24 protein-coding genes, 2 tRNA genes and 1 pseudogene are annotated in these 23,522 nt (G+C 40.8%); 12 read left to right on the top strand and 15 right to left on the bottom strand.

Features of this window, described 5'->3' with window-relative positions; genetic code table 11:
• The 10 genes from nuoG to L2B55_RS16715 are packed head-to-tail and all read right to left on the bottom strand — an operon-like array spanning position 1 to position 9,578.
• Positions 1 to 2,691, bottom strand: coding sequence for an NADH-quinone oxidoreductase subunit NuoG (gene nuoG / locus L2B55_RS16760; protein WP_237847337.1), 2,691 nt, complete (start codon positions 2,689 to 2,691; stop codon positions 1 to 3).
• 3 nt (positions 2,692 to 2,694) lie between these two features.
• Positions 2,695 to 3,966 (bottom strand): NADH-quinone oxidoreductase subunit NuoF, encoded by a 1,272-nt coding sequence (gene nuoF, locus L2B55_RS16755; protein ID WP_237847336.1) that lies wholly within the window; start codon positions 3,964 to 3,966, stop codon positions 2,695 to 2,697.
• 52 nt (positions 3,967 to 4,018) lie between these two features.
• The gene (nuoE, locus tag L2B55_RS16750) at positions 4,019 to 4,483 is read right to left on the bottom strand and encodes an NADH-quinone oxidoreductase subunit NuoE (protein WP_237847334.1); all 465 of its coding nucleotides are present in this window, start codon (positions 4,481 to 4,483) and stop codon (positions 4,019 to 4,021) included.
• Positions 4,484 to 4,499: 16 nt separating this feature from the next.
• On the bottom strand, positions 4,500 to 5,408 hold the full coding sequence (locus tag L2B55_RS16745; RefSeq protein ID WP_237847333.1) for an alpha/beta fold hydrolase: 909 nt from the start codon (positions 5,406 to 5,408) through the stop codon (positions 4,500 to 4,502).
• Between the two features lie 42 nt (positions 5,409 to 5,450).
• Positions 5,451 to 7,199 (bottom strand): NADH-quinone oxidoreductase subunit C/D, encoded by a 1,749-nt coding sequence (gene nuoC, locus L2B55_RS16740; protein WP_237847332.1) that lies wholly within the window; start codon positions 7,197 to 7,199, stop codon positions 5,451 to 5,453.
• A 12-nt stretch (positions 7,200 to 7,211) separates the two neighbouring features.
• A complete protein-coding gene (locus L2B55_RS16735) occupies positions 7,212 to 7,535 on the bottom strand; it encodes a hypothetical protein (protein ID WP_237847331.1) in 324 nt (107 codons plus the stop codon).
• A gap of 18 nt (positions 7,536 to 7,553) precedes the next feature.
• On the bottom strand, positions 7,554 to 7,997 hold the full coding sequence (locus tag L2B55_RS16730; protein ID WP_237847330.1) for a hypothetical protein: 444 nt from the start codon (positions 7,995 to 7,997) through the stop codon (positions 7,554 to 7,556).
• Positions 7,998 to 8,013: 16 nt separating this feature from the next.
• Complete coding sequence (gene nuoB / locus L2B55_RS16725; RefSeq protein ID WP_237847329.1) at positions 8,014 to 8,652, bottom strand: NADH-quinone oxidoreductase subunit NuoB; 639 nt, start codon at positions 8,650 to 8,652, stop codon at positions 8,014 to 8,016.
• A gap of 19 nt (positions 8,653 to 8,671) precedes the next feature.
• The gene (locus tag L2B55_RS16720) at positions 8,672 to 9,091 is read right to left on the bottom strand and encodes an NADH-quinone oxidoreductase subunit A (protein WP_237847328.1); all 420 of its coding nucleotides are present in this window, start codon (positions 9,089 to 9,091) and stop codon (positions 8,672 to 8,674) included.
• A gap of 49 nt (positions 9,092 to 9,140) precedes the next feature.
• Entirely contained in the window at positions 9,141 to 9,578 is a 438-nt protein-coding gene (locus L2B55_RS16715) for a CBS domain-containing protein (RefSeq protein WP_237847327.1), read from the bottom strand.
• A 218-nt stretch (positions 9,579 to 9,796) separates the two neighbouring features.
• Here L2B55_RS16715 and lpdA point away from each other — a divergent pair, with 218 nt between their 5' ends.
• The gene (lpdA, locus tag L2B55_RS16710) at positions 9,797 to 11,200 is read left to right on the top strand and encodes a dihydrolipoyl dehydrogenase (protein WP_237847326.1); all 1,404 of its coding nucleotides are present in this window, start codon (positions 9,797 to 9,799) and stop codon (positions 11,198 to 11,200) included.
• A 143-nt stretch (positions 11,201 to 11,343) separates the two neighbouring features.
• Complete coding sequence (murB, locus tag L2B55_RS16705) at positions 11,344 to 12,357, top strand: UDP-N-acetylmuramate dehydrogenase (RefSeq protein WP_237847325.1); 1,014 nt, start codon at positions 11,344 to 11,346, stop codon at positions 12,355 to 12,357.
• Positions 12,358 to 12,710: 353 nt separating this feature from the next.
• Here the strand turns inward: murB and L2B55_RS16700 are convergent, their stop codons facing one another.
• The gene (locus L2B55_RS16700; RefSeq protein WP_237847324.1) at positions 12,711 to 13,625 is read right to left on the bottom strand and encodes a nucleotidyl transferase AbiEii/AbiGii toxin family protein; all 915 of its coding nucleotides are present in this window, start codon (positions 13,623 to 13,625) and stop codon (positions 12,711 to 12,713) included.
• Positions 13,609 to 14,388, bottom strand: coding sequence for a type IV toxin-antitoxin system AbiEi family antitoxin (locus L2B55_RS16695; protein WP_237847322.1), 780 nt, complete (start codon positions 14,386 to 14,388; stop codon positions 13,609 to 13,611). The genes L2B55_RS16700 and L2B55_RS16695 overlap by 17 nt, the downstream gene beginning before the upstream one ends.
• A 785-nt stretch (positions 14,389 to 15,173) precedes the next feature.
• Here L2B55_RS16695 and L2B55_RS16690 point away from each other — a divergent pair.
• Complete coding sequence (locus tag L2B55_RS16690; protein WP_237847321.1) at positions 15,174 to 15,710, top strand: sigma-70 family RNA polymerase sigma factor; 537 nt, start codon at positions 15,174 to 15,176, stop codon at positions 15,708 to 15,710.
• A 151-nt stretch (positions 15,711 to 15,861) separates the two neighbouring features.
• Here L2B55_RS16690 and L2B55_RS16685 read toward each other — a convergent pair whose 3' ends face one another.
• Positions 15,862 to 16,086: a hypothetical protein gene (locus L2B55_RS16685; RefSeq protein ID WP_237847320.1), complete on the bottom strand. Its 225-nt coding sequence runs from the start codon at positions 16,084 to 16,086 to the stop codon at positions 15,862 to 15,864.
• Between the two features lie 135 nt (positions 16,087 to 16,221).
• Here L2B55_RS16685 and L2B55_RS16680 point away from each other — a divergent pair, with 135 nt between their 5' ends.
• On the top strand, positions 16,222 to 16,458 hold the full coding sequence (locus L2B55_RS16680) for a cytochrome b5 domain-containing protein (protein ID WP_237847319.1): 237 nt from the start codon (positions 16,222 to 16,224) through the stop codon (positions 16,456 to 16,458).
• On the opposite strand, the gene L2B55_RS16675 is transcribed toward L2B55_RS16680, so the two are convergent.
• Both L2B55_RS16675 and L2B55_RS16670 read right to left on the bottom strand, forming a co-directional pair.
• Positions 16,453 to 16,629 carry a hypothetical protein gene (locus tag L2B55_RS16675; RefSeq protein WP_237847318.1) on the bottom strand — a complete coding sequence of 59 codons (177 nt, stop codon included), beginning with the start codon at positions 16,627 to 16,629 and terminating at the stop codon, positions 16,453 to 16,455. The genes L2B55_RS16680 and L2B55_RS16675 overlap by 6 nt on opposite strands.
• A gap of 111 nt (positions 16,630 to 16,740) precedes the next feature.
• The gene (locus L2B55_RS16670) at positions 16,741 to 17,649 is read right to left on the bottom strand and encodes a PfkB family carbohydrate kinase (protein ID WP_237847317.1); all 909 of its coding nucleotides are present in this window, start codon (positions 17,647 to 17,649) and stop codon (positions 16,741 to 16,743) included.
• A 192-nt stretch (positions 17,650 to 17,841) separates the two neighbouring features.
• Between L2B55_RS16670 and L2B55_RS16665 the strand changes: the two genes are divergently transcribed.
• From L2B55_RS16665 to L2B55_RS16630, 8 genes and pseudogenes are all read left to right on the top strand, one after another.
• Positions 17,842 to 17,918, top strand: a tRNA-Asn gene (locus L2B55_RS16665).
• A gap of 54 nt (positions 17,919 to 17,972) precedes the next feature.
• Positions 17,973 to 18,046 (top strand) — tRNA-Asn (locus L2B55_RS16660).
• A gap of 150 nt (positions 18,047 to 18,196) precedes the next feature.
• Positions 18,197 to 18,352, top strand: a complete 156-nt coding sequence (locus L2B55_RS16655; protein WP_237847316.1) for a hypothetical protein — start codon at positions 18,197 to 18,199, stop codon at positions 18,350 to 18,352.
• Between the two features lie 30 nt (positions 18,353 to 18,382).
• Entirely contained in the window at positions 18,383 to 18,748 is a 366-nt protein-coding gene (locus L2B55_RS16650; protein ID WP_237847315.1) for an ISAon1 family transposase N-terminal region protein, read from the top strand.
• 28 nt (positions 18,749 to 18,776) lie between these two features.
• Positions 18,777 to 19,712, top strand: a pseudogene (locus L2B55_RS16645) (ISAon1 family transposase).
• Positions 19,713 to 20,022: 310 nt separating this feature from the next.
• Positions 20,023 to 20,616 carry a hypothetical protein gene (locus L2B55_RS16640; protein WP_237847314.1) on the top strand — a complete coding sequence of 198 codons (594 nt, stop codon included), beginning with the start codon at positions 20,023 to 20,025 and terminating at the stop codon, positions 20,614 to 20,616.
• A 23-nt stretch (positions 20,617 to 20,639) separates the two neighbouring features.
• Positions 20,640 to 21,998: a RagB/SusD family nutrient uptake outer membrane protein gene (locus L2B55_RS16635; protein ID WP_237847313.1), complete on the top strand. Its 1,359-nt coding sequence runs from the start codon at positions 20,640 to 20,642 to the stop codon at positions 21,996 to 21,998.
• 397 nt (positions 21,999 to 22,395) lie between these two features.
• On the top strand, positions 22,396 to 23,508 hold the full coding sequence (locus L2B55_RS16630) for a Fic family protein (protein WP_237847312.1): 1,113 nt from the start codon (positions 22,396 to 22,398) through the stop codon (positions 23,506 to 23,508).
• The last annotated feature ends 14 nt before the right edge of the window (positions 23,509 to 23,522 follow it).

The following is a 23,522-nucleotide window of genomic DNA, read 5'->3' as shown; positions in this document are numbered from 1 at the left end:
TTATCCTACTTTTATTTCTATCAGGCCAGGAAATTCAATATAGCCCAACTGTTCTAATCCTGCCGGTATAAGAGCAATGTGGTTAGCAAGCTCCGGTTTTACTTTCACAGGCAACTGATACGTTTTATTATTAAGCTCAAAGGAGAGTTTTTCGTTCTCTTTAATGTTCAGTTTTTGTAATGAATATTCATTTAAGGCGATATAGGGTTCCGGAATAAGTTCATTTACAGCAATAGACTTTGAACTCAACTCTTCTGATCCAAACAGATGATATACAGGAATAACAAGCCGCTCATTATCTTTTATTTGTAGTTTGTTAATGGTCGGGGCGTAGTATTTAGGTGGCTCATTTTCTTTTGTATTAAGTATTTTGATTCCTGGTTTTTCATTATGGAGTGGTCCGCCAACTTCAATCTGAAACTTATTGATTGACTGAACGGAGTTCCAGCCTGCCGACCAGAAAAAAGGAGTTAATGGAGATGGAGCCATTCCTCTGAATCCTTCCATGGTGAAGGTCATAGGGGAATCATTATCGGTTAAAGGTTTTGGCTCGCTGACGTTTATATTCGTCTGAATAGCCGTTCGGCCACTATACCGATGAGGAGCGCGCGGTATCCGCTGTCCATAAACTCTATAATCTTCTGAAGGGGCGGTTTGTTCCAACCCTTTAAATTGCGGTAATGTTTCCGTTAATTGTTTTTGGAATTGGTTAATGGATAAATTTTCATCAATCGCAATTCCGTTTTTTAGAGCATAGCAGTAATGTAACCAGCGCCAACTTTCTTTTAACCATTCGTTTTTGGGTTGAAACACCTGGAAGAAACGTTGCGCACGTCCTTCATTGTTGATCAAGGTTCCATCACATTCTGAAAAAATGCCTGCTGGAATGATAACTGAAGCTTTGGCACTGGTTGCAGATTGGGTATGATCAATCACAATAATTTGTTTGCATCGGCTAAAAACATCCTTTAATCGGGTTTCTTCATATATTCTGAATAAATCGTTCTCCAAAACGATCAATACTTCGGACTGATTGTTTTCAATCGCCTCAAAAGCCTGGGATATTGGTTTGGGATTCATTAAAGCCAGTCCTAAACTATTGCTTTGGGTTAGTGTGAAGAAAATACCGACTTGTTTTCCTTTGTTTTTTAATGCTAAGGCTATATCTGAAGCTGTTTGTAGCAAAGCTTCATTCATTAAACTTGTGCCGGCAATAATCAGCGGCCGTTCTGCCATTAAAAGCGATTGTGCAATTTCATCAGCTGAAGCTCGCTGAGGAGTATTGCCAATCAGAGTTTCTTCAATTGCACTTCTGACGGCTATTCCATAGGAAACAATTTCATCCGGCGGCAAGTTTGCCACCTGTTTGGCCAGTTCGTCTAATTTGGTTGCATGAGGATGTAGGATAAACAAATCATTACTATGATGTTGTGCGTACTCGCGTAGAGCCGTGTCATGCCACGGAGCCAGATTAATAGCCTGTGAGGCATAGCTAAACGAATTCTTTTGAAGCGCTTGCCGTACCGCCAAGGCGGCCATAGGAGCCGTATTGGTTAAATCTTCTCCTAAAATTAATATTGCATCATGTTGTTCAATTTCTTTTAGCGAAATCGGGCTTGCCACTCCACTTTGAAGAATGGTTAAAACGGTTTGATTTATTAAATGCTCGTTGTCGGCAACTCCGGAATAAAAATTTTCCCTGCCTACCAATTGTTGCAATGCATAATTTGACTCAACTGAGGCCCGTGGGGATCCGATACCTGAACATTTTTGGCTTGAAAGAATCCCGCCTACATAATTCAATAAATATTTTGGGTCGATATTTTCATTATGGTTTAAGATCAATGGTTGATTAATGCGTGTGGGAATGTTAGCTACCTCGTAACCAAAACGTCCTCTGTCGCAAATAAAGTAACCGTTAACCATGCTGTTAAAGCGGGCCGTAATTTGCCTGAGTTCTCCATAGCGTTCACCTGCTATGATGTTACAACCCAGACTGCAATGTTGGCAAACAGATGGAGCAAAAGTAAAGTCCCATTTACGGGTGTAATGGTCTTTTAGGGTCTTATCGGTAAAAACTCCAGTGGGGCATATTTCTGCAAGATTGCCGCTAAATTCACTTTCTAAAACCCCATCTCTTTCCCTGCCAAAGTAAACATGGTTATGTGCTGCATACACGTCCAAATCTTTTCCGCCGGCATAATCTTTATAAAAACGAACGCACCTATAACATTGAATGCAGCGGTTCATTTCATGGTTAATCAATGGGCCGAGGTATTGATTGATATAAGTCCGTTTTGGGAATTCAAACCTGCGATAATTGTGTCCAGTCATTACAGTCATATCCTGCAGGTGACAAGATCCGCCTTCGTCACAAACGGCGCAATCATGCGGGTGATTTGTCATCAGCCATTCAATTACTTGTTTTCTGAAATTTTGTGCATCAGGGTGAAAAACAGAGATTCGGGTTTCTTTACCCATTGGTTCCATGCATGCCATTATAAGCCGTCCGGTTTGGTCCGTTTCATCTTTATAAATCTTAATGGCACACTGACGGCATGCTCCAACCGAGCCCATTGCGGGATGCCAGCAAAAGTAAGGCAGGTCGATTCCTAAAGACAGGCAGGTTTCCAGGAGGTTTTTACCTTCTTTAACATCAAATGGCCGGTTATCAATATAGAGCGTTGCCATAAGCTAATCATAAGGACATTGTTTATTTCTGATATGCCTTTCAAAATCTTCTCTGAAATATTTTAAAGCACTTTGCAAAGGTTCTGCAGCACCTGGTGCCAAAGCACAAAAGGTGTTGCCTGGACCTAATAATTTTGCATGCTGGTCCAATAAATCAAGGTCTCCGGGTTTTCCCTGTCCTTGTTCAATCGACCATAATATTTTCTCAACCCAGGGAAGTCCTTCCCGGCAAGGAGTGCACCAGCCACATGATTCATGAGCGAAAAACTGTTGGAGATTATGAACAAAGCCCACCGGGCAAGTCTTGTCATCTAAAACAATCATGGTTCCGGTTCCCAGTCTGCTCCCTGCCATTGCTACTGACTTAAAATCCATTTTGATGTCCAGGTGCTGCTCAACTAAAAAGTCGGTAGAAGCTCCTCCTGGTAAAACTCCTCTAAACCGATAGCCATCCTGCATTCCTCCAGCATATTCCTCTATTAGCTCGCGGATGCTGATACCCATTGGTAACTCCCAGCATCCCGGATGTTTAACACGTCCGCTTACTCCATAAAGTTTAGTACCTCCGTCTTCGCTATAACTTAGATTTTTAAACCAATCGGCGCCATTATTTATTATGTGGGGGATGTTGCATAAAGTTTCCACATTGTTTACAATAGTTGGTTTTCCAAACAACCCGCTTATTTGTGGAAAGGGAGGTTTTGCTCGTGGTGTAGCACGTTTCCCTTCCAGAGCATTTAACAGGGCCGTTTCTTCTCCACACATATACCGCCCCACTCCGGTATGCAAATGCATTTGCAAATTATAGCCACTACCTAAAATATTGAAGCCAAGATAACCTGCATTGTAGGCTTCATTTATGGCATTGGTAATTTTAACGGCAGCCTCCTTATACGCATAGCGCAAAAAAACATAGCCAGTGGTTGCTCCAATAGCATATGCTGCAACGATCATTCCTTCTATTAGTTGGTGAGGATTCCCTTCAAGTAATAAGCGATCTTTAAACGTTCCAGGCTCCATTTCATCTGCGTTAGCCACCAGGTATTTTGTAGCCGGCGAATTTTCTCCATAAGGGACAAAACTCCATTTCATTCCTGTGTTAAATCCAGCTCCTCCCCGGCCTTTTAAATTGGATTCTTTTACTAGATCAATTATTTCTTTTGGAGGTATGCTTAGTGCTTTTTTGACAGCCAAATATCCTCCTGCCATCTCGTACTCTTTAAGGGTAAGGGGTGGGCGGTTAGGGTGAATATTTCGTGTCAATGGTCTTTCCATTATTTAAAATGATAATATTCTAATTGATTGATGAACAAAAAGGGTCTTTAATTTATTCGTATCTGTTTAAGATCATTTCAAGTTCATCTGCATTAATATTTCTGTACAAATCATCATCAATAAGCATAGTAGGGGCATGATCACAACAACCCAGGCATGCATTTGGTAAAAGGGTGAATTTTCCATCAGTTGTGGTTTCACCAAATTTGATATTCAGTTGCTTTTGTATCGCTATATATAAAGCTTTATAGTCCATTATCCAGCAAGTAATGCTATCGCATACCAAAATGATGTGTCTTCCAACAGGCTTACGGAAAATCAAATTGTAAAATGTGGCAACGCTGTCAAGCTCAGCGGTTGACATTTCAAGATAATCCGCTATTGCTTTCAGTGCATCGTCCGAAATCCAGCCCCTGTTTCTTTGAACTATCTTCATTGCTTCGATACAGGCCGCCTTTTTATAAGGAACCAGGCTGATTTCGTGATCGATTTCTTTTATTTCTTCTGTTGAGAGCATTGTTATCAAATTAAAGTCATTTGTGATCATTTATAAACTTGAGAACCGTGCTGTTGAAAGCTTCCGGATTTTCTAATTCAAGCCCATGAGAAGCATTTGGAATAATTATGTATTCCTTATTGATCAAACAGGTTTTAAGTTCTGAGTTTATGACATGAAAAAGCCTTGGACTTTTCTCCCCTTCGAGTAATAATACCGGTGTTTTTATTGTGCCGAGCTCTGTGCAGGTAGTTGGGGGGAATACATTTTCAGATGTTAAAACTCCTTTTAGTTCAAAGAGGTTGCTCTTCATAATCTGTTTTGTTTCAGCAGGAAGATTACTGTAGAAATCCTGAATGCCGATTACGCCTGCAAGAAATAAGGTCAATGCTTGTTCATTATCCCCGTTTTTAAGCGCTTCTCCTGTTGGAGACAAGGTATTACTTACAAATTGATTAAGCAGGGAATCTCCATTGGTTGTGTTTTTAAGCAGGGACATTACAGGAGGTTCTCCAAGTGTTAAACTTCGAACAAGCTCCGGATGTTTAATTGCTGTTATCAGCGCAGTATAACCTCCGTAAGAATGACCAACAAGGTGAACCGGGCCAAGCTTTAACGCTTTAATAAACGCTATAAGATCTTCAGCATTTATTGCAACTGAGTAGCCTTTTGAGTGATCGGTGGTATCATTTGGATAGGCATATCTTCGGCTGTACGCTATAACCCTATGGTTTTTAGAAAGTGCATTCATCTGACCTTCCCATGTACGATAGTCACCAATTGCCCCATGAACCAGGATTATAGGTATGCCTTTGCCTTGTTCAACATAATGCAGTGTAACTCCATTTACGGTTATCTGTTTTGTCGCTTGCTGAGCAATAATCTGCGTTTGTGTTGACAAAATGCAGATTACTAAAAAGATGAAATTTCTTATTAAAATTTTCATATGATCATTTCGGATTTGCCGGTCAAATTTTAGTTATCATTCTTATCTGTCTATATCTGCAAGTACATAATCCATGCTTCCCAATATGGACAGCAAATCAGCTACTGTATAGCCCTTGCTTATATATGGTAACATTTGCATATGGGGGAATGAGGGTGTTCTTATTCTTGAACGGTATGGTGATGTATTTCCATCGCTTACCATATAATAGCTATTCCATCCTTTGGTGGCTTCAATACAACTCATTGCTTCTCCCGCTGGTATAACCGGCCCCCAACTCACATTTAAAAAGTGATTAATTAGGGTCTCTATGTCCTGCATGGTGTAATTTTTTAAAGGGGGAGTAGTGAGCGGATGAGTCGCTTTATAGGACCCTTCAGGCATATGCTTTAAGCATTGCTGAATAATTCGCAAGCTTTGATACATTTCAAGTTCTCTCACAACGGCGCGGTCGTAACAATCGCCATTGTGAGCAATGGGAACATCAAATTCGAAGGCTTCATAACCAGAGTAGGGCTGCTTTTTACGCATATCCCATTCCAGTCCGCAAGCCCGTAAGCCCGGTCCTGTAACACCCCATTCAATCGCCTCTTCTAAAGTATAAATGCCAATGCCAATAGTGCGCGCTTTGAAAATAGAGTTGCGCATTACCATGTTATGATATTCTTTCAAACGCTTAGGGAAGTAGTTCAGGAAGTCAGTCACCAGTGCATCCCAACCTTGTGGAAGGTCTTGGGCTACACCACCAATGCGAAACCAGTTAGGGTGCATGCGTCCGCCACTGACTGCCTCTACAATATCAAAAATTTTTTCACGGTCGGTAAACATATAAAACACCGGAGATAACTGACCAAGGTCTTGTGCAAAAGTGCCATACCAAACTAAATGGCTGGCAATACGAAAAAGCTCGCACATCATCACCCGTATTACCTTGGCTCTTTCCGGAACATCAATGCCTGCCAGTTTCTCTACTGCCAGCAAATAGGCCAGGTTGTTCATTACACCACCCAGGTAATCAATTCGGTCGGTGTAAGGGATGTATGTATGCCATGATTGCCTTTCTCCCATTTTTTCGGCACCACGATGATGAAAACCAATGTCTGGCACCGCATCAACAATATCCTCTCCGTCTAATTGTAAAATAATTCGTAAAACTCCATGGGTTCCAGGGTGTTGAGGTCCAATGTTTAGAAACATAAAGTCAGTGTCGTCTGATTGGCGCTGCATGCCCCATTGTTCAGGTTTAAATTGCAGCATGCCTTGTTCGATGTCTACTTTTTCATCCCACAGCTTAAAGGGGCCCATTTCTGTAGCCCTGGCAGGGTGCTCTTTGCGGAGCGGATGTCCCTGCCAGGTTAAGGGCATAAGTATCCGTTGTAGATGGGGGTGGCCTTCGAAATGAATTCCGAACATATCATAAACTTCCCGTTCGTACCAAGCGGCGGATGGCCACAGACGGGTGAGGGTCGCGACTGTTGGAAATTCACCTTTAGTGGCAATTTTAAGGCGGACGAATTCGTTTCGGACAAAGGAAAATAGGTGATAAACTATCGTAAATTCTTTTGAAGGATATGTTTTATGATCCGCTCTTGATCGCTCGTCGATAGCGAACAAGTCATAAAGCATTGGGAAAGGTTGGGGACTTAAGTCTTTAAGGTAGGCTAAAATGACAAGAAGTTGTTTATCATCAACCCAAAAAGTGGTAACCTCATCAGCGGTTTGCTGTTGGGTTAAAACTGAATCACCAAATTTTAGTGTCAGTTCCTCTACCAACTTTTGGGTTGCGTTCATATCATCGTTTCATCATAAGAAATTAAAAACGGTGTCGTTAATTAGATTTATTAATGAGCCCTTGAATTCATCTAGTCTAATTTTGGTTAATCCGGCTTGCTTTAGTAATTTCATTTCGGCGCTATCTTTTAGCCCTTTAGTCAAGGTGGCAAATTCTTCTTGAGTAAGTTCTTTCTTTGCCAACAATTGGGTCCATCGTTTCAGTTTTTCTTCTGAATTTGTCAAAAACTCTCTAACATCCGTTTCCGCTTCGTTTTTATAGTTTTTAAATGTGAGCTTTGCCAGCTCAATGATGTCTTTTTTTAATTCGGTTAATATATTTTGAAATTCAGGCATATGATTTTATGTTGGTAATTATTTAATTTTTCTTGATTCCAACTGAAGCATGTCGTTAAAGCCTTCGGCTATTTCAGCCTGAAACTCGCCTGTAGCAGCTTTGCTCAATTTTCCTGATGATTTCCATACCTTTTTAATTCCCTCCCAGCGACCATCTCCATTAATCATAATATCCATCATTTTTGTTGTTTCAGCGTTTTTAGGCAGGCCTTTTATGTATTCATGAAGCTTTTGCAGGTCTTTGTCGAGCTGTTCAATTTCAGTTTCAGGGTTTGTATAGTCATTGGTTGCTTTGCCAATCAAGGCATTGGTCTCAACTTTTAATGAAGTCAGTTCTCGATAAACATGTTCATTATAAGAGGCAATAAGAGGACTGCAACTGCTTATGATTAGTAATAGCAGTAATAAGGGTTTAAGTAGAAATGAATAGTTGCGTAAATAGTGTTTCTGTATTCTCAACATAGATTTTTTATAAAAATTATACTTTATCAGGTGTTCGAAAGTCAATCATTTGGTTTCTTTCGTCACGCTTCAAATCTTTCATTGACGGTTTGTTGGGTTTAATAACTCCTTGCTCACCTATTACCCAGCTAAGAGGCCGCCTTTCTTTGCCAACGGATTGACTTAAAAGAACCAGTCCCTGCATAAAAGCATCAGGGCGTGGTGGACAGCCCGGAACATAAACGTCTACAGGTAAAAATTTATCAACTCCCTGAACAACACTGTAAATATCATACATACCGCCCGAATTAGCACAAGATCCCATGGAGATTACCCAGCGAGGCTCCATCATTTGTTCATGCAATCGCTTAATAATAGGGGCCATTTTAATGAAGACTGTGCCCGCAATTACCATGACATCAGCTTCACGAGGGGTTCCTCTGATTACTTCGGCACCAAAGCGGGCTACATCATACTTACTGGTAATACTGGTCGCCATTTCAACAAAGCAGCACGATAAACCAAAGTGAAACGGCCACATAGAGTTTTTGCGGCCCCAAGCCACAAGGTCCTGTACGGTGGTAAGCAGCACACTTTGTTGGATGGTTTCTACCATCGAACTTTCCCCGCTGCTTTTGCCGGTAGGATCATCAGCCTTTGTAAGCCACCACTTCATTGTTTGTTTATTTGGGTATTCACTCTTTTCTCTTTCTATATGCTTTCAGTATTTTCTTGCCATTAGGGCCAAAGTCCAGGGCGCCTATGCTCCATTCATATATTAGTACTGCTATTAATATTCCAATGAAGGCACAGATGGATAAATAGCCAATCCATCCTAATTCTTTAAATACCAGTGCCCATAATACGATGAAAATGGTTTCAACATCAAAAATGACAAACAACATGGCAACAAGATAAAACTGTACTGAAAAACGTAAGCGTGCAGGACCGGTTTGCTTTATGCCGGATTCATAGGGTTCGGCAGTAGCATGCTCTTTATGATGTTGCCCCAGTAAATAGGAGAGAAGTAGAATAATTGAAACCAGCAGAATGACAATAACTGCATATGCCATAAACGGCCACAAAACAACGGTGAGTACGGTTGGGTTGTGCATGCAATTTGCCTCCCTGCGAAATTTTTATAAAATCTGGAAAACTTTCAGATTATTTTTGCCCGGTGATATAGTGTTCAAGATTTTCTATAATGTACCTTTGTTCATCAATAATGTACTTAACAACATCGCCAATTGACACTAATCCCGCTAGCTGCCCGTTGTCCACCACAAGTAAATGCCTAATGAATTTGTTGGTCATCAATTTCATGCATTGTTCGATAGTGTCATCAGAAGCAACATGAATAGGAGATTCGGTCATAATTTCGCCGATGAGTGTTTCCTTTGATGAGCGACCTTTTAGAATCACTTTACGGGCGTAATCTCGTTCGGTAAAAATGCCCGCAAGTTTATCCTCTTGAGTTACAACAACCAAGGCGCCGATGTTTTTATCTACCAAAACTTCAAGTGCTTCGTAAACCGTTACATCAGGGCTAATAGTATAAACCGCATTCCCTTTGAGCTGTAGTATGTTTCTTACCTTTCCCATGATTGGTTATAGAAAAAAGGTTTATTAATTGATACCAGTTACGTGAATATAAGTTTTTTGAGGGTAAAATCAAACTAATCAATTGTTTATTTGTTGAACAAGGAGCTTGTTTTTCTTAAGTATTCAAAAATCCAGTTTTATCCTAAATATCAATTCCATACTTTTACGGCCGAAAAATTTATCCTATAAATACTCTAAATCTTTAAGCAATAATAAAAATGAAATACGACGTCGTAGTAATCGGTTCCGGACCGGGTGGATATGTTGCGGCAATCCGTTGCGCTCAATTGGGTTTAAAAACAGCAATGGTTGAGCGTTACAACACTTTTGGCGGTACTTGTTTAAATGTGGGATGTATCCCTTCAAAAGCTTTGTTAGACTCATCGGAGCATTATCATAATGCGTCTCATACCTTTAAAACACATGGTATTGAGTTGAGTAATCTTAAAGTAAATATTGAGCAAATGATCAATCGTAAGAACGAGGTAGTGAAACAAACTACTGACGGGATTACATTTTTGATGAAAAAGAACAAAATTGACACTTATAACGGTCATGGTTCATTTGTTAATAAGAATACAATTAAGGTTACTAAAGCTGATGGTACAGAGCAATTGATTGAAACCGACAAAACTATTATTGCTACTGGTTCAAAGCCTGCTACCTTACCTTTTATCCAAATTGATAAAAAGAGAGTTATTACTTCAACTGAAGCTTTAAATCTTAAAGAAGTTCCTAAGCACCTGATTTTAATTGGTGGCGGTGTTATTGGATTAGAGCTTGGATCGGTTTATGCCCGCTTAGGAGCAAAGGTTACTGTGGTTGAATACATGAATTCTATTATCCCAACTATGGATAAAGAATTGGGTAAACAATTACAACGATCATTAAAAGGCTTAGGATTTGAGTTTTTATTGAGTCACAAAGTTACCGGAGTGGCTGCAAAAGGTAAAGAAGTAACTGTTACTGCTGAAAATGCAAAAGGTGAGCCTGTAGAAGTTAAGGGAGATTACTGCCTGGTTGCAGTTGGTCGTACTGCTTATACAGAAGGTTTAGGTTTAGAGAATATTGGAATTGCTGTTGAAGAGCGTGGTAAAAAGATTTCAGTAAATGATCATCTGGAAACCATTGTTCCTGGTGTTTTTGCAATTGGTGATGTGGTGCGTGGTGCCATGTTGGCGCATAAAGCAGAAGAAGAGGGCGTATATGTTGCTGAATTAATTGCCGGACAAAAACCACATATGAACTACAATCTGATTCCTGGCGTAGTATATACCTGGCCTGAAGTTGCTTCAGTTGGTAAAACTGAAGAAGAACTGAAAGAGGCTGGAGTGAAATATAAATCGGGTTCATTCCCATTCAAAGCCAGTGGCCGTGCACGTGCAAGCATGGATACCGATGGTTTAATTAAAGTGTTGGCTGATGCGCAAACTGATGAAATTTTAGGTGTTCATATGATTGGTCCTCGTGCTGCAGATATGATTGCTGAGGCGGTTGTGGCAATGGAATTCCGTGCTTCTGCTGAAGATATCGGTCGTATTTGCCATGCTCACCCAACATTCACTGAATCATTTAAAGAAGCAGCTCTTGCAGCAACTGCAAACAGAGCACTGCATATTTAATCCGTTGGCGGATTGATAAGAAATAGTTCATGGATATAGCTTAGTGCTGAATGTATTGGTGCTAACTATGGTCTGTGAACTATTTTCTTTTCAAAATCTAAGCTTTACCTTCGCAAGAAAATAAAAATCCAAGCACCGTATTCATGGTTATTCATCATAATAAATCTCTTAAACGTTTAAATACTTTTGGGGTTGAAGTGAACGCCCTCAACTTTGTAGAAATTTTGCATGCTGATCAGTTAGCTGATCTATTCAAAAATAAGGAGGTTGTGAACCAATCTTTGTTGTTTTTAGGAGGAGGTAGCAATATGCTTTTTACCCATGATTTTAATGGGTTGGTGATTAAAATGGGTATTAAGGGCATAACTACTCGTATTGATGGAGACAATGTATATGTTCAGGCAGGTGCAGGTGAGGTTTGGAATGATTTGGTGAACTACTGTGTAAATAATAATTACGCCGGTATTGAAAATTTAAGTCTTATTCCCGGGTCAGTAGGAGCCTCTCCAATCCAAAATATAGGAGCTTACGGAGTTGAACTGAAAGACGCTTTTTATGAATTGAATGCTTTTGATACGGAAACATTTACTATTAAAACTTTCAATAAAGAAGAATGTGAGTTTGGGTACCGGGAGAGTGTGTTTAAATCCAAATTAAAAGGTCGTTATATCGTCACCTCTGTTACCTTGAAGTTGTCATTAAAGCCGAGTTTAAATACATCATACGGGGCCATTGAAGCCGAATTGAAAAATCGTGGTATAGATAATCCTACTATTAAAGATATTAGTCAGGTTGTGTCTCATATTCGTGTGTCAAAATTGCCCGATCCTTCTACTATTGGAAATGCCGGAAGTTTCTTTAAAAACCCAATTGTGTCTGAAGAGGTATTTGAAGCGGTGAAAAGCAAAAACGGAGAAGTGGTGAATTATCCGGCTGGAAATGGAAAAATAAAACTTGCTGCCGGTTGGTTAATTGAACAATGCGGTTGGAAAGGTAAAGTAATTGGCAATACCGGAACATGGAAAAATCAGGCGCTGGTATTGGTTAATCATGGCGAGGCTACCGGAAGAGAGATTTATGACTTTTCAGAAGTGATTATCCAATCAGTAAATGAAAAATTTGGCGTCTCGCTTGAGCGCGAAGTGAATATTTTTTAAAGTCGATTATAATCGATTCTTATGCCCAGGCTAAACCAGCTTGGGCTTTTGCTTGTAGTTAAAGTCACCTGATATAATAAATCTGGCTTGTAAGTTTTACCGGCAGGCTTTTTGTGTCAACTCACAAAAAAAACGCATCTAAAACTTACCCAAAGCTAAATAACAAAACAGCATCTTAAATAAATAAGGCCGCTCACCTGGATAGTGCCAAAGCTGTTGTGATAGCATGGCACAGCGGGTTTTGCCAGAGGAGCATAGCTTTTTAAGGAGCCAAATTGGCTCCTTAAAGCGAGGCGAGCATACAAAATATCTTCCCATGGCGTTTACTGGGGGTAGCCATGTTATCAACTATCTCAATTTGAATAAAGCTTTTTTTTGAAAAGCTCTTTTAGTAATAAGTATAATTGATTATGTTTTTCTGAATTCCTTTCTTTCAACTTTTCAAGATTATGAAGCTTCCATCGTACAGAAGGAAAATCTGCATAATTATATTTGTCCCATATAGGTGAAAGATTCTTAAACCGTAATAAGAATTCCTTGTCCTCCTCAGTCAAGCTATTTCGTATCAGATCAATAAGCTTTGTTCGTACTTGTTCATATTCTTCATAGTCAAACGATTCCAGAGTCATCCCATCAAATTGGTTTTCCAAAGCAAGCTTTTGATCTTGCAGATTTGGGTTCAGTATTTCGTTTATTGGTCGTTCGCTTCCCAGCAGACAGTATAAGAACCCCTTTTTTATCTCTTCGTTAAAACCTTCGTTTTCTAGCAAATGCTTAACATCAAATAAATCTCTGGGATGCTGCCTGTCAAGGGCCGCGCAAATTTTTCCTCCGTAAAGTTGACTCAATGGAACAACTTGGATTTCACAAAAAACCTCGTAGTCTCTTTGGGCACTTTCGCATAACATCATTGTCGCAGGTTCCGCAATAACGCCCCTTCCTACGAGGTTTACTTCCAGCTTTATGGATGCTTCCTTTGCAGTAATAAGCAGCTTCCCAATATCCATTTTTAAGGTCGCTGATAGTCCTGGTATCTTTTTTTCGATACTTTCCTTTATTCGAGTTAAGGCTTGCGCAATGTTATTGATCGTTGTTTGCCTGTCTTCTATGGGTAAGTATGTCAGATCAATATCTACCGACAGCCTAGGCATATCTCTGATAAATAAATTGATTGCAGTGCCACCATGTAGAGCAAAGCATTTTTCTTTTGCTACCTCTGGTAGCACATTTAGTAGGAGTCTTACCTGATTCTTATATTCTTGATTCATTATTCACCAATTCTTTAGGTACAGTTATTTCATATTTCGGTATGTATATTCCATCGGGCACGATGCTTCGCTTACCCTTGCCTAAGTTTATCTTATCATATTTGATATACTTAAACCAAGAATGTTCAGCCTTTTCAGCCATGAACAGAAATAACCTTTTTACTTTGACTGAGTTGCATCGTTCCAGGATTGTCTGAACAGCAATTGGAGGAAGGTTATTCAAACTTTCTATTAGCTCGTAGCATTCAACCAGACTTTGTTCTTTCGGGGCCAGATAGAGACATTCCATCAATGCACGTATTGGTCCTGAGATGCTAATATTGAAGGCTCCGACTTGAAAATCTACCATATTGAGGTCTTGGGGTAAAAAGTTCGATTGATGGTATTTAATCTTTTGATCCCAAAGATAATCTGAGAACCATTTAGGAACTTTTTCCTTTACCGGTCCAAACAATGTAACTTCTTTTTTATCGAATTCGAGATAATGCGATTTTCCTAGCATTGCTAAGGCCGACTTTCCTCCGATATGGACTGACATATTAAGTTGTTTTTGTAACGCATATATAGCTCCTTCGATCTGCACTCGGTCTCCGGTTCTTTTCATGGCACCAGTACCTATGGATTCCAGCCAGCGACTTTTTTTGTACCGTTTTTGCAAGTCAAGACTATAGCCTTGCTCACTAAGCCAAGAACTGAGCAAAATAGTTCCATAAGGTTGAGATTGCATTAGTTGGTTTATTTTGGATACTTTATCGGTACTCATGGTACTAATTTAAGTAAAATTTTAAACAGATCGAAGTGTTTAGTTTAAATAATTCAACAAGTAGGGACTGATAGTACTATCTTTAGAAACAATATAAACTCATAGTAAAAGCTGGCATCCTATAAAATTTCCTTTTTTAACCACTAAATGAGCCAATACTGGAATCAACCGTTCCATCTCAGCTTGAATCAAATCCTGAACACCTTGCTTTATTTGAAGATAATTTCGTTGAACTACTGTTTCATTCACTTTTCGCATAACCGGTAGTTCTTCAACATCATTAATAGCCTGTTTTGAATCTGCACAATCTGGAGGCGGGAATAGCTGTTTCCAATTGTTTTGAGCGACCTATAGAGGTGTCTAAACGATTGATTGAAAGACTTTTCCGGTCTTGCAGAATCTTGCCGATACGATCAGTAAGTTGTTTGGCGGTATCACCTGAAGCCTGTCCTTAATAACATTGCCTATAATATTTATTAGTACCTCAGCTTGCTCTTTTTCGTATTCATTACGCCATTGAGAAAGATCCTGAACCCTAGGCAGGTGGCTGCTTTATTACTTCGAGCATAGTAATTAAGCTTTCCATATTGTTAAGGTAAATGGTCAGGAACTTTGATCTGTTGTCGTTTTTCCATTCATTTCTAAGTTGAAAACGTGTTTGTAACCTTTATTTTGATGTTTAGACATTTTGTTTAGCTATGTAACTAAAATATTAAACAGATTTTTTGTTTTTATTTGGGTCTTTCGTAATTTTGTTTAACTTAATATATGAAAGGTTAAACAGCATGACTCGCATCGAATTTAACACGTTAGTGCTTCGCCAGTCTTCTTCGTTAAAGTTATACGCTTTACACTTTACCAAGGATTCAGACGATGCCAATGACCTTGTTCAAGATACATTGCTAAAGGCCATTACTTACTATAATAAATTTAAAGAGGGGACAAACCTAAAGGGTTGGTTATATACTATCATGAAAAATACGTTTATTAATAATTATCGTAGGTTAGTGAAAGTAAATAACATAGTAACTCAGTCGGATGATATTTTGCCCGCCAATTTATTATACAGTGCAGCCAGCAATAGTGCCGAGGGGAAATTTGTATTGGAAGATGTAAATAAGGCGCTCTCCAATCTTTCGGGAGAATACTATACTCCATTTACAATGTATTTTGAAGGTTATAAATACCACGAAATAGCTGAAGAGCTAAATATTCCAATTGGTACAGTTAAAACCCGTATTCACGTAGCTCGTAAATTGTTGAAAAGTCAGTTGAAAGATTATGCAGCAGGAAGAACGGGGAAAGTTGTTTATGAAGATTAATTGCCTCAGACAGTAGCAAATATTGGTTTTGTGTTAAGGTTAAGTTAATTACAGGGGTAGTAGGCGCTGCCCCTGTAATTTTAAGCGGGATTCTCATTCTCAGATTTATTGCCGTCATTTTCTTTGGTTTCATCGTTGTCGAAGAAATCTTTTACTTTTCCCCATAAGTTCTTGGCGGCTTCCTTTGTCTCTTCTGCTTTTTTGTCCAAATCAACATTAAGAATTTCTTCAGCCTCCAGTTTTTCTCTTCTTCTTTAACGTCATCTGCAATTTCAGAGGCTTTGCTTTTAAGTTGATTAAGTTTCACAGTGGAATTTAGTTCTTGTGAGTTGTTATCCAAGTTTTCGGCAGGTTTGCCTGAAGTTTTTTTATTCATAGCGCGTAAGATTAGAGATACTTAAGTTAGTGAATTTTGCCTTACTGTGGTGATAATAAGTTGGTTAAGGATATGTTGGTTGCCCACAGTTCTGAGAAGGGGTGAATGAGTGATAAAGTATCTTATTTTTGGACAATGGACGAAATACAGACGTATACGCGTGGGCAACTGGCCTTGCGCAACGGACAAGATAAACCACAAATTTGGATAGCCTTTAAAGGCTTAATTTATGATGTTACGGAAAGCAGATTGTGGAGAGGGGGGAAGCATTACGAACACTGGGCAGGGCAGGATTTAACTGAAGAGTTAAAGGATGCCCCGCACAGTGAAAAAGTTTTTGAGAAATTTAAGGTTATTGGTAAGTTGTTATGAGTTATGAGTTCTTTTCTGAGCCTCCAATAATTCAATTTCCTTTTTGATTTTATCCATCTTAAGTTCGGTAAGTTCTGTTTGAGCTTTTAAAAAACGAATTCCGTACCATAAAATGGCAGCAGTAACGCAAAGTGATAAGATTGCAATAAAGCCGTTGAAAATATATTCCATTAAGTTTTAAATAATTTAGCGTCCAAAGGTAATATTTAGTAACCAGTTATTACATATTAAGTTTTAGTTAAACTACCGGAAATTAGTTAGTTTGCCGGTAGTTTAATTGTTTTAGAACTGGACTAGTTTTGAAAACTCTGCAACTCGTGCATCAATCTCCTCTTGCGATAAATTTTTAATACGTTCAGTTCCGAATTTCTCAACGCAAAACGAAGCCATTGCCGAACCGTAAATAATCGCTTTTTTCATTTTGCTAAAGTTTATTTCATTCTGGCCGGCAAGGTAACCAATGAATCCTCCTGCAAAGGTGTCTCCAGCTCCTGTCGGGTCAAATACATCCTCTAACGGGAGGGCAGGGGCCGAGAAAATCTGACCTTCGCCAAATAATAAGGCTCCATGCTCACCTTTTTTTATTACAAGGTATTTAGGGCCCATCTCCTGAATTTTCTTTGCTGCCTTAACCAAAGAATACTCTCCGGATAATTGACGTGCTTCTGCGTCGTTAATCGTTAAAACGTCAACCATCTTTAAGGTTTCTTTCAAATCATCCATAGCAATGTCCATCCAAAAGTTCATGGTATCCATTACAATTAGTTTAGGGCGATTATTCAGGCGGTTGATAACTGTTTGTTGAATTTTAGGAGTAAGGTTGCCAAGCATTAGGAATTGGCAATCCTGGTAATTTGCCGGGATGATAGGATCAAAGTCGGCTAATACATTTAAGTCGGTTACCAATGTATCACGACTATTCATATCGTTATGATAGCGGCCTGCCCAAAAAAAAGATTTTTCACCTTTTTTTATTTGCAATCCATCGGTGTTAATACCATGATGATTTAAATCTGCAATTTCTTCCTGTGGAAAATCATCACCAACAACGGCAACTAAATTTGCATTTTTGGTAAAATACGAAGCGGCTAAACAAACGTAAGTTGCTGCTCCTCCGACAATTCTGTCTGTTTTTCCAAAAGGGGTTTCAATGGCATCAAAAGCCACGGTTCCAACGGCCAATAAACTCATTTAATTTTTTTTAAAATTTTTCACTGCAAATATTGCATAATTAATTCTAAATCCCGAATATTGCACTCCCAAATCGATGGAACGCCATCTGAAAATAAGGGGAAATAAGGTTGAAAATGTTAGTTTTGGCCTTAATGAAAAGATAGAAATTACCGGTCCCGATACTTATTGGGATTTTAAAAATACTCACACTCCTGAGTAGCTCAGCCGGTTAGAGCATCTGACTGTTAATCAGAGGGTCGCTGGTTCGAGCCCAGCCTCAGGAGCCATTACAAAAAGTAGTTTTGTAATGTAAAAAGGGACGACTCCCACTTCTCACAAACTCCTGAGTAGCTCAGCTGGTTAGAGCATCTGACTGTTAATCAGAGGGTCGCTGGTTCGAGCCCAGCCTCAGGAGCAAAAAATCCCGATCAGTTTACTGGTCGGGATTTTTTGTTTAGCCAAATCGTAGGTTTTCCTGAATCTAGCCTTGATGGTATATTAGGATCAAGTACAAAAGTTGTGGAGTAGGGAATAAAAGTTCATTTTTGTGCATCCTAAAAACACCATGCACGAGTCCTATAAAGCCCTGATCCCACTGATCCTTCCTGAATCCATTGAGGAATATTTTGAATTAACCGAGGTGGAGAAAAAAGACGCCGCTATCCATATCTATTTAAAGGAAGTAAAGGATCAAGTACAAAAGTTGTGGAGTAGGGAATAAAAGTTCATTTTTGTGCATCCTAAAAACACCATGCACGAGTCCTATAAAGCCCTGATCCCACTGATCCTTCCTGAATCCATTGAGGAATATTTTGAATTAACCGAGGTGGAGAAAAAAGACGCCGCTATCCATATCTATTTAAAGGAAGTAAACAAGACCCCTGAAGAGTATGCGGCAAACAAATTGCACTCCAAAGGCTTTTTTGAGCCCATCACCCTGCAGGATTTTCCCATTCGTGGTTTTCAGGTGTACCTCCACATTACCCGCCGCCGCTGGATGAACGAGGATACCGGCAAAGTCGTTTACCGCAATTGGGATTTAGTGGCCCAAGGCACCCGCATTACCAAGGGTTTTGCGGCTTTTTTAAAAGCATTCAGCCGATACACAGGCGCATAGCCTGCAAACCATCGCCGGTTTCTATGGCGTGAATGGCAAGAAACTTCATCGCAGCTACCGGAACCGCTTAAGTAATTTTAACTCCTGGAAAGCGGGCAACGATATCGAAAAAGGACTTTTGTTTCCCCAAAACATGGGACCTTATCTTTCCATTGACGAAACTTCGTTGTCCTTAGGGGAACTCTATACCATCATTACAAATAAAGACGCCAGGGGCAAAAAAGGGACCGTTGTGGCCATCGTCAAGGGCACACAGTCCGATGGGATTATTCCCCTGCTCAAGCGGCTTCCCAAACGGTTACGGAACGAAGTAAAAGAAGTAACCATGGACCTGGCAGGAAGCATGAACCTTATTGTCAAACATTGTTTTCCCTATGCCAAACAGGTGATCGATCGTTTTCATGTGCAACAACTGGGGGGAGAGGCCTTGCAGGAAATTCGCATCCAGCATCGCTGGAAGGCCATAGAGGCGGAAAACAAGGCCTTGGAAAAGGCCCGAAAAACCCAAGCAGAATATCATCCGAAGATCTATGCCAACGGGGATACGCTCAAGCAATTGCTGGCCCGCAGCCGCCACCTGCTGTATAAAGCCCAGGTGAACTGGAGCCAGGAACAAGAAAAACGGGCAAGTCTCCTCTTTGAGCTATATCCAGATCTGGGACAGGCTTATGCATTGGCTCAAAAGCTCTCCTGGATTTACAACCACTCCTCATCTAAATCCCTGGCCTTAACACGCTTGGCCCAATGGTAGGACCAGGTAGAAAAGGCCGGCTTTAAAACGTTTAATACCCTGTCCAAAACCATACAGCTCCATTACGAACGGATCCTGAACTACTTTGACAACCGCAGCACCAACGCTTCGGCCGAATCGTTCAATGCTAAAATTAAAGCCTTCCGGAGTCAATTCAGGGGTGTAAAGGATGTACCTTTTTTCCTTTTCAGGCTTACTAAATTATTTGCTTAAGAAAGGGTTGCTCCACAGGTTTTGGGATTGATCCGTATATTAACTTCTATATTTTATTACAAAAAGTCTTAAATGTCAATTGCAGTAATCTTTTTTCAGTCTTTCATTTGCTAAGCTTCTGGAAAGTAGGGAACAGATTGCAGAATGAAAGCGCGATACCGGTAGGATGGTATGAAGCATGGATAGGTGTATTAAGAGTGCATGAAAACCATATCTAGTTGAGATAGTTATGCTCATACTTTAGATAGGATCGATTGGTAAAAAATCTTTAGGGGAACACTTCAATATCTTAGCTTACCGCTGGGCAGGGTTGGACCCTGCAACGGGTGACCCGCAAGGGTATCTGCCCGATGGCACGGTGAGTAAAGACTATGCGGCCTTATTGAGCGTTGCGCCCAAGCAGTTGATCTACCACGGCCCGGCACGGCCGCCTTTTTTCGGCAGTATCCGCAATACCTTTTCCTGGAAGAATATCTCCCTGTCGGCTGGGCTGGCTTTTCGCCTGGGGTATTACTTTCACCAGCCTTCGGTGAACTACAGCACCCTGTTCAGCACCTGGAACGGCAATAAGGATTACGCCCAGCGCTGGCAGAAACCGGGCGATGAGCGAATCACCAACGTTCCCTCTCTGGTCTACCCAGCCAACCCCAACCGGGACGCTTTTTATGGCGGAGCGCAATCCTTGGTGGCCAAGGCCGATCATATTCGCCTGCAGGATTTGACGCTCTCCTGCGAGCTGAGTAAAAAGAACTGGACGGTTTTACCCCTGCAACAGCTCCGGCTGTACCTGTACGCCAATAACCTGGGCTTGTTATGGACGGCGAACCAGAAGGGAACCGATCCGGAAAGTCCCCTCTTGCCGGCTGCCCGAACGATCGCGATCGGTATCAATGCAACCTTTTAATGAAAATAGCTAAGCAACGAATCATGAAACATACAGTAAAAATAATGGTGCTGATCAGCCTCTTGCTGTGCAGCTGCACCAAAGAAATTATTGACAAGAAACCGGATAAAAGCCAGGTCGTACCCACCACCTTGTCGGATTTTCAGGCCCTTTTGGATAATGTGCTGGTCTTTGGCGTTCATTATTCCGGCATCGCAGAAGTGGCCAGTGGTGATTATTACCTCCATGCAGCCGACTTCCATGCCCTCAATGGGGTACCTGAAAAGAATGCCTTTCTTTGGCAGGGCCAGGTCTGGGACGGCGCACCGGTGGTGGCCGAATGGAATAGTTTCTATGAAAAGGTTTTCTATACCAATGTGGTGTTGGATGGCCTTCAGGCGGTAGCGGTGAGCAATTCCACGCAGGAAGCGTACAATCAGGTTAAAGGCATGGCCTTGTTTTACCGGGCCACCGCTTTTTTTCACCTGGCTCAGCTCTTTGCAGGCCCGTATGGCCCTACTGCCCCAACGGATTTGGGGATTCCGCTGCGCTTAAATTCAGACCTGAATGAACGATCGGTCCGGGCTACCCTGGAGCAAACCTATGCGCAGATTCTTACCGACTTACAGGAGGCACTTCGACTCCTGCCTGCCCAATTCCGCACGCCCTACAGGCCCTCAAAAGTGGCCGCCTATGCACTCTTAGCCCGAGTGGCCCTCGTGATGGGTGATTACGATAAGGCCCTGCAGTACGCAGATGAATCCCTGAAACTGCATGGGGTGCTGTTGGATTATAACTCGATTAATCGGGCCGCTACCTTTCCTGTTCCTAAGTTAAATGCAGAAGTGATTTTACAGGCTACCTGTGGCCGCTACGGAAGCTGGGAGCGGGCAAGAGGGAAGGTGGATTCCCTTTTGTATAAATCCTATGCGGCGAATGATATCCGACGAACGGCTTTCTTCATAGTTAACAGCGATGGCTCGGTAGCATTTAAAGGCATGTACTCAGGCTCCTTGAGTTTGTTTACAGGCCTTGCTACCGATGAACAGCTGTTGATCCGTGCCGAATGCTATGCCCGAAAGGGAAAAGCCCATGAAGCCGTCACTGATTTGAATACGCTGTTGGTGAATCGGTACAAGAAAGGCACCTTCGTTCCCCTTACAGCAACCGATCCAGACAACGTAGTGGAGCTGGTGCTAGCGGAACGAAGAAAGCAATTGCTCTTCCGGGGACTGCGCTGGATGGATTTGCGCAGGTTGAATCAAGAGGCCCGTTTTGCCATAACACTAAAGCGTACGATGGATGGCCTAGCCTACACCTTGCCGCCAAATGATAAGCGGTATGTATTTCCCATACCGGACTACATCCTTGCCGCCACGGGTATGCCCCAAAATGAGCGGTAGGATAGTCCTGCCGGTGCAAACGGATTAGTTAGGCAAATGAATCATTAATCAGTTAAACCAACCAAATTTAAACGGTAAGTAACCAGATGGTTTTTATAGAGCACAACCAGTAATCTTGTTTGCTGTATAGATTCTAGAGTCGACTCTTTTTAATCAAAGGTCGACTCTTTTTTTTGATGTCATGTAAGTTGATGAAGTAATAAAGGAAAGTGAAACTGTTGGATAGTTCAGAAGCCTGTAAAGCAACTAAAAACAAAGATATCCTGTCAATACTGAGGTGTTAATTTTTTCAACTTCAGATCTCAATGATCCTCAATAATTTTTTCTTGCGGTGAAAAAATGAATTATTCACCGCAAATTTGCGGTGAATAATTCATATGTTTACCGCAGAATAGTTATGGCAATGGCAAAATACATCTACGAGTATAAAAACTGGACAGCTTTTACCTGGCAAGACAAAGTCATAAATGCCGTTTTTGGAAATGTCCGCCTGATGCAGGGCAAAATAATTGGGCAAATGAACACCTTAGGTTTTTCTGCCAAAGAAGAAGCTACACTTACTGCCTTAACATTAGATGTAGTAAAATCATCGGAAATAGAGGGGGAAATGCTGAATTATAATCAGGTGCGTTCGTCTATTGCAAGGCGTTTGGGCATCAACACAGCAGGACTTGTTCCAAGCAGTCGCCATATAGAAGGAATAGTGGAAATGATGCTCGATGCTACCCAGCATTACAATATGCCATTAACTGAAAAACGATTGTTTGGTTGGCACGCAGCACTTTTCCCTACAGGATATAGCGGACCTTACAAGATTGAAGTGGGGCAATACAGAACGGGCGAAATGCAAGTGGTTTCAGGTGCAATGGGCAAAGAAAAAGTACATTACGAAGCCGTAAAGCCCGAGTTAGTAAAGACGGAAATGGACAAGTTTTTGGATTGGTTTAACAACGAAAACAGCCTTGACTTAGTGTTGAAAGCTGCTATCGCACACTTTTGGTTTGTCATTATTCATCCTTTTGATGACGGAAACGGTAGAATAGGAAGAGCTTTAACCGATATGCTTCTTTCCGGAGCAGAAGGAAGTGGAGAACGTTATTACAGTATGTCGAGTCAAATGTTGGCTGAACGTAAACGTTATTATGAAGTATTACAAAAAGTGCAGCACAGTTCAGGCGATATAACTGAATGGTTAGAATGGTTCTTGCACTGCCTCAAAAATGCAATTTTAGCCACAGAGCACACCGTACAAAAAATATTGCGCAAAGTTGAGTTTTGGAAACTACATGAACATACACCCTTCAATGAACGCCAACGCTTAATGCTTAATAAACTCTTTGAAGGTTTTGAGGGAAAACTACAAACTTCAAAATGGGCCAAAATCACCAAAACCTCTAATGATACCGCTTTACGGGATATAAAAGATCTAGTAGAAAAAGGTGTATTGCAACAAACAGTTGAAGGAGGACGAAACGTCAACTACGAATTAGTAAACTTTAATTTGGAATAACCACCCATTTCCGC

The sequence above is a fragment of the Solitalea lacus genome, from assembly GCF_022014595.1.
GTDB classification, from domain to species: domain Bacteria; phylum Bacteroidota; class Bacteroidia; order Sphingobacteriales; family Sphingobacteriaceae; genus Solitalea; species Solitalea lacus.
This window is presented reverse-complemented; position numbering and strand designations above follow the sequence as displayed.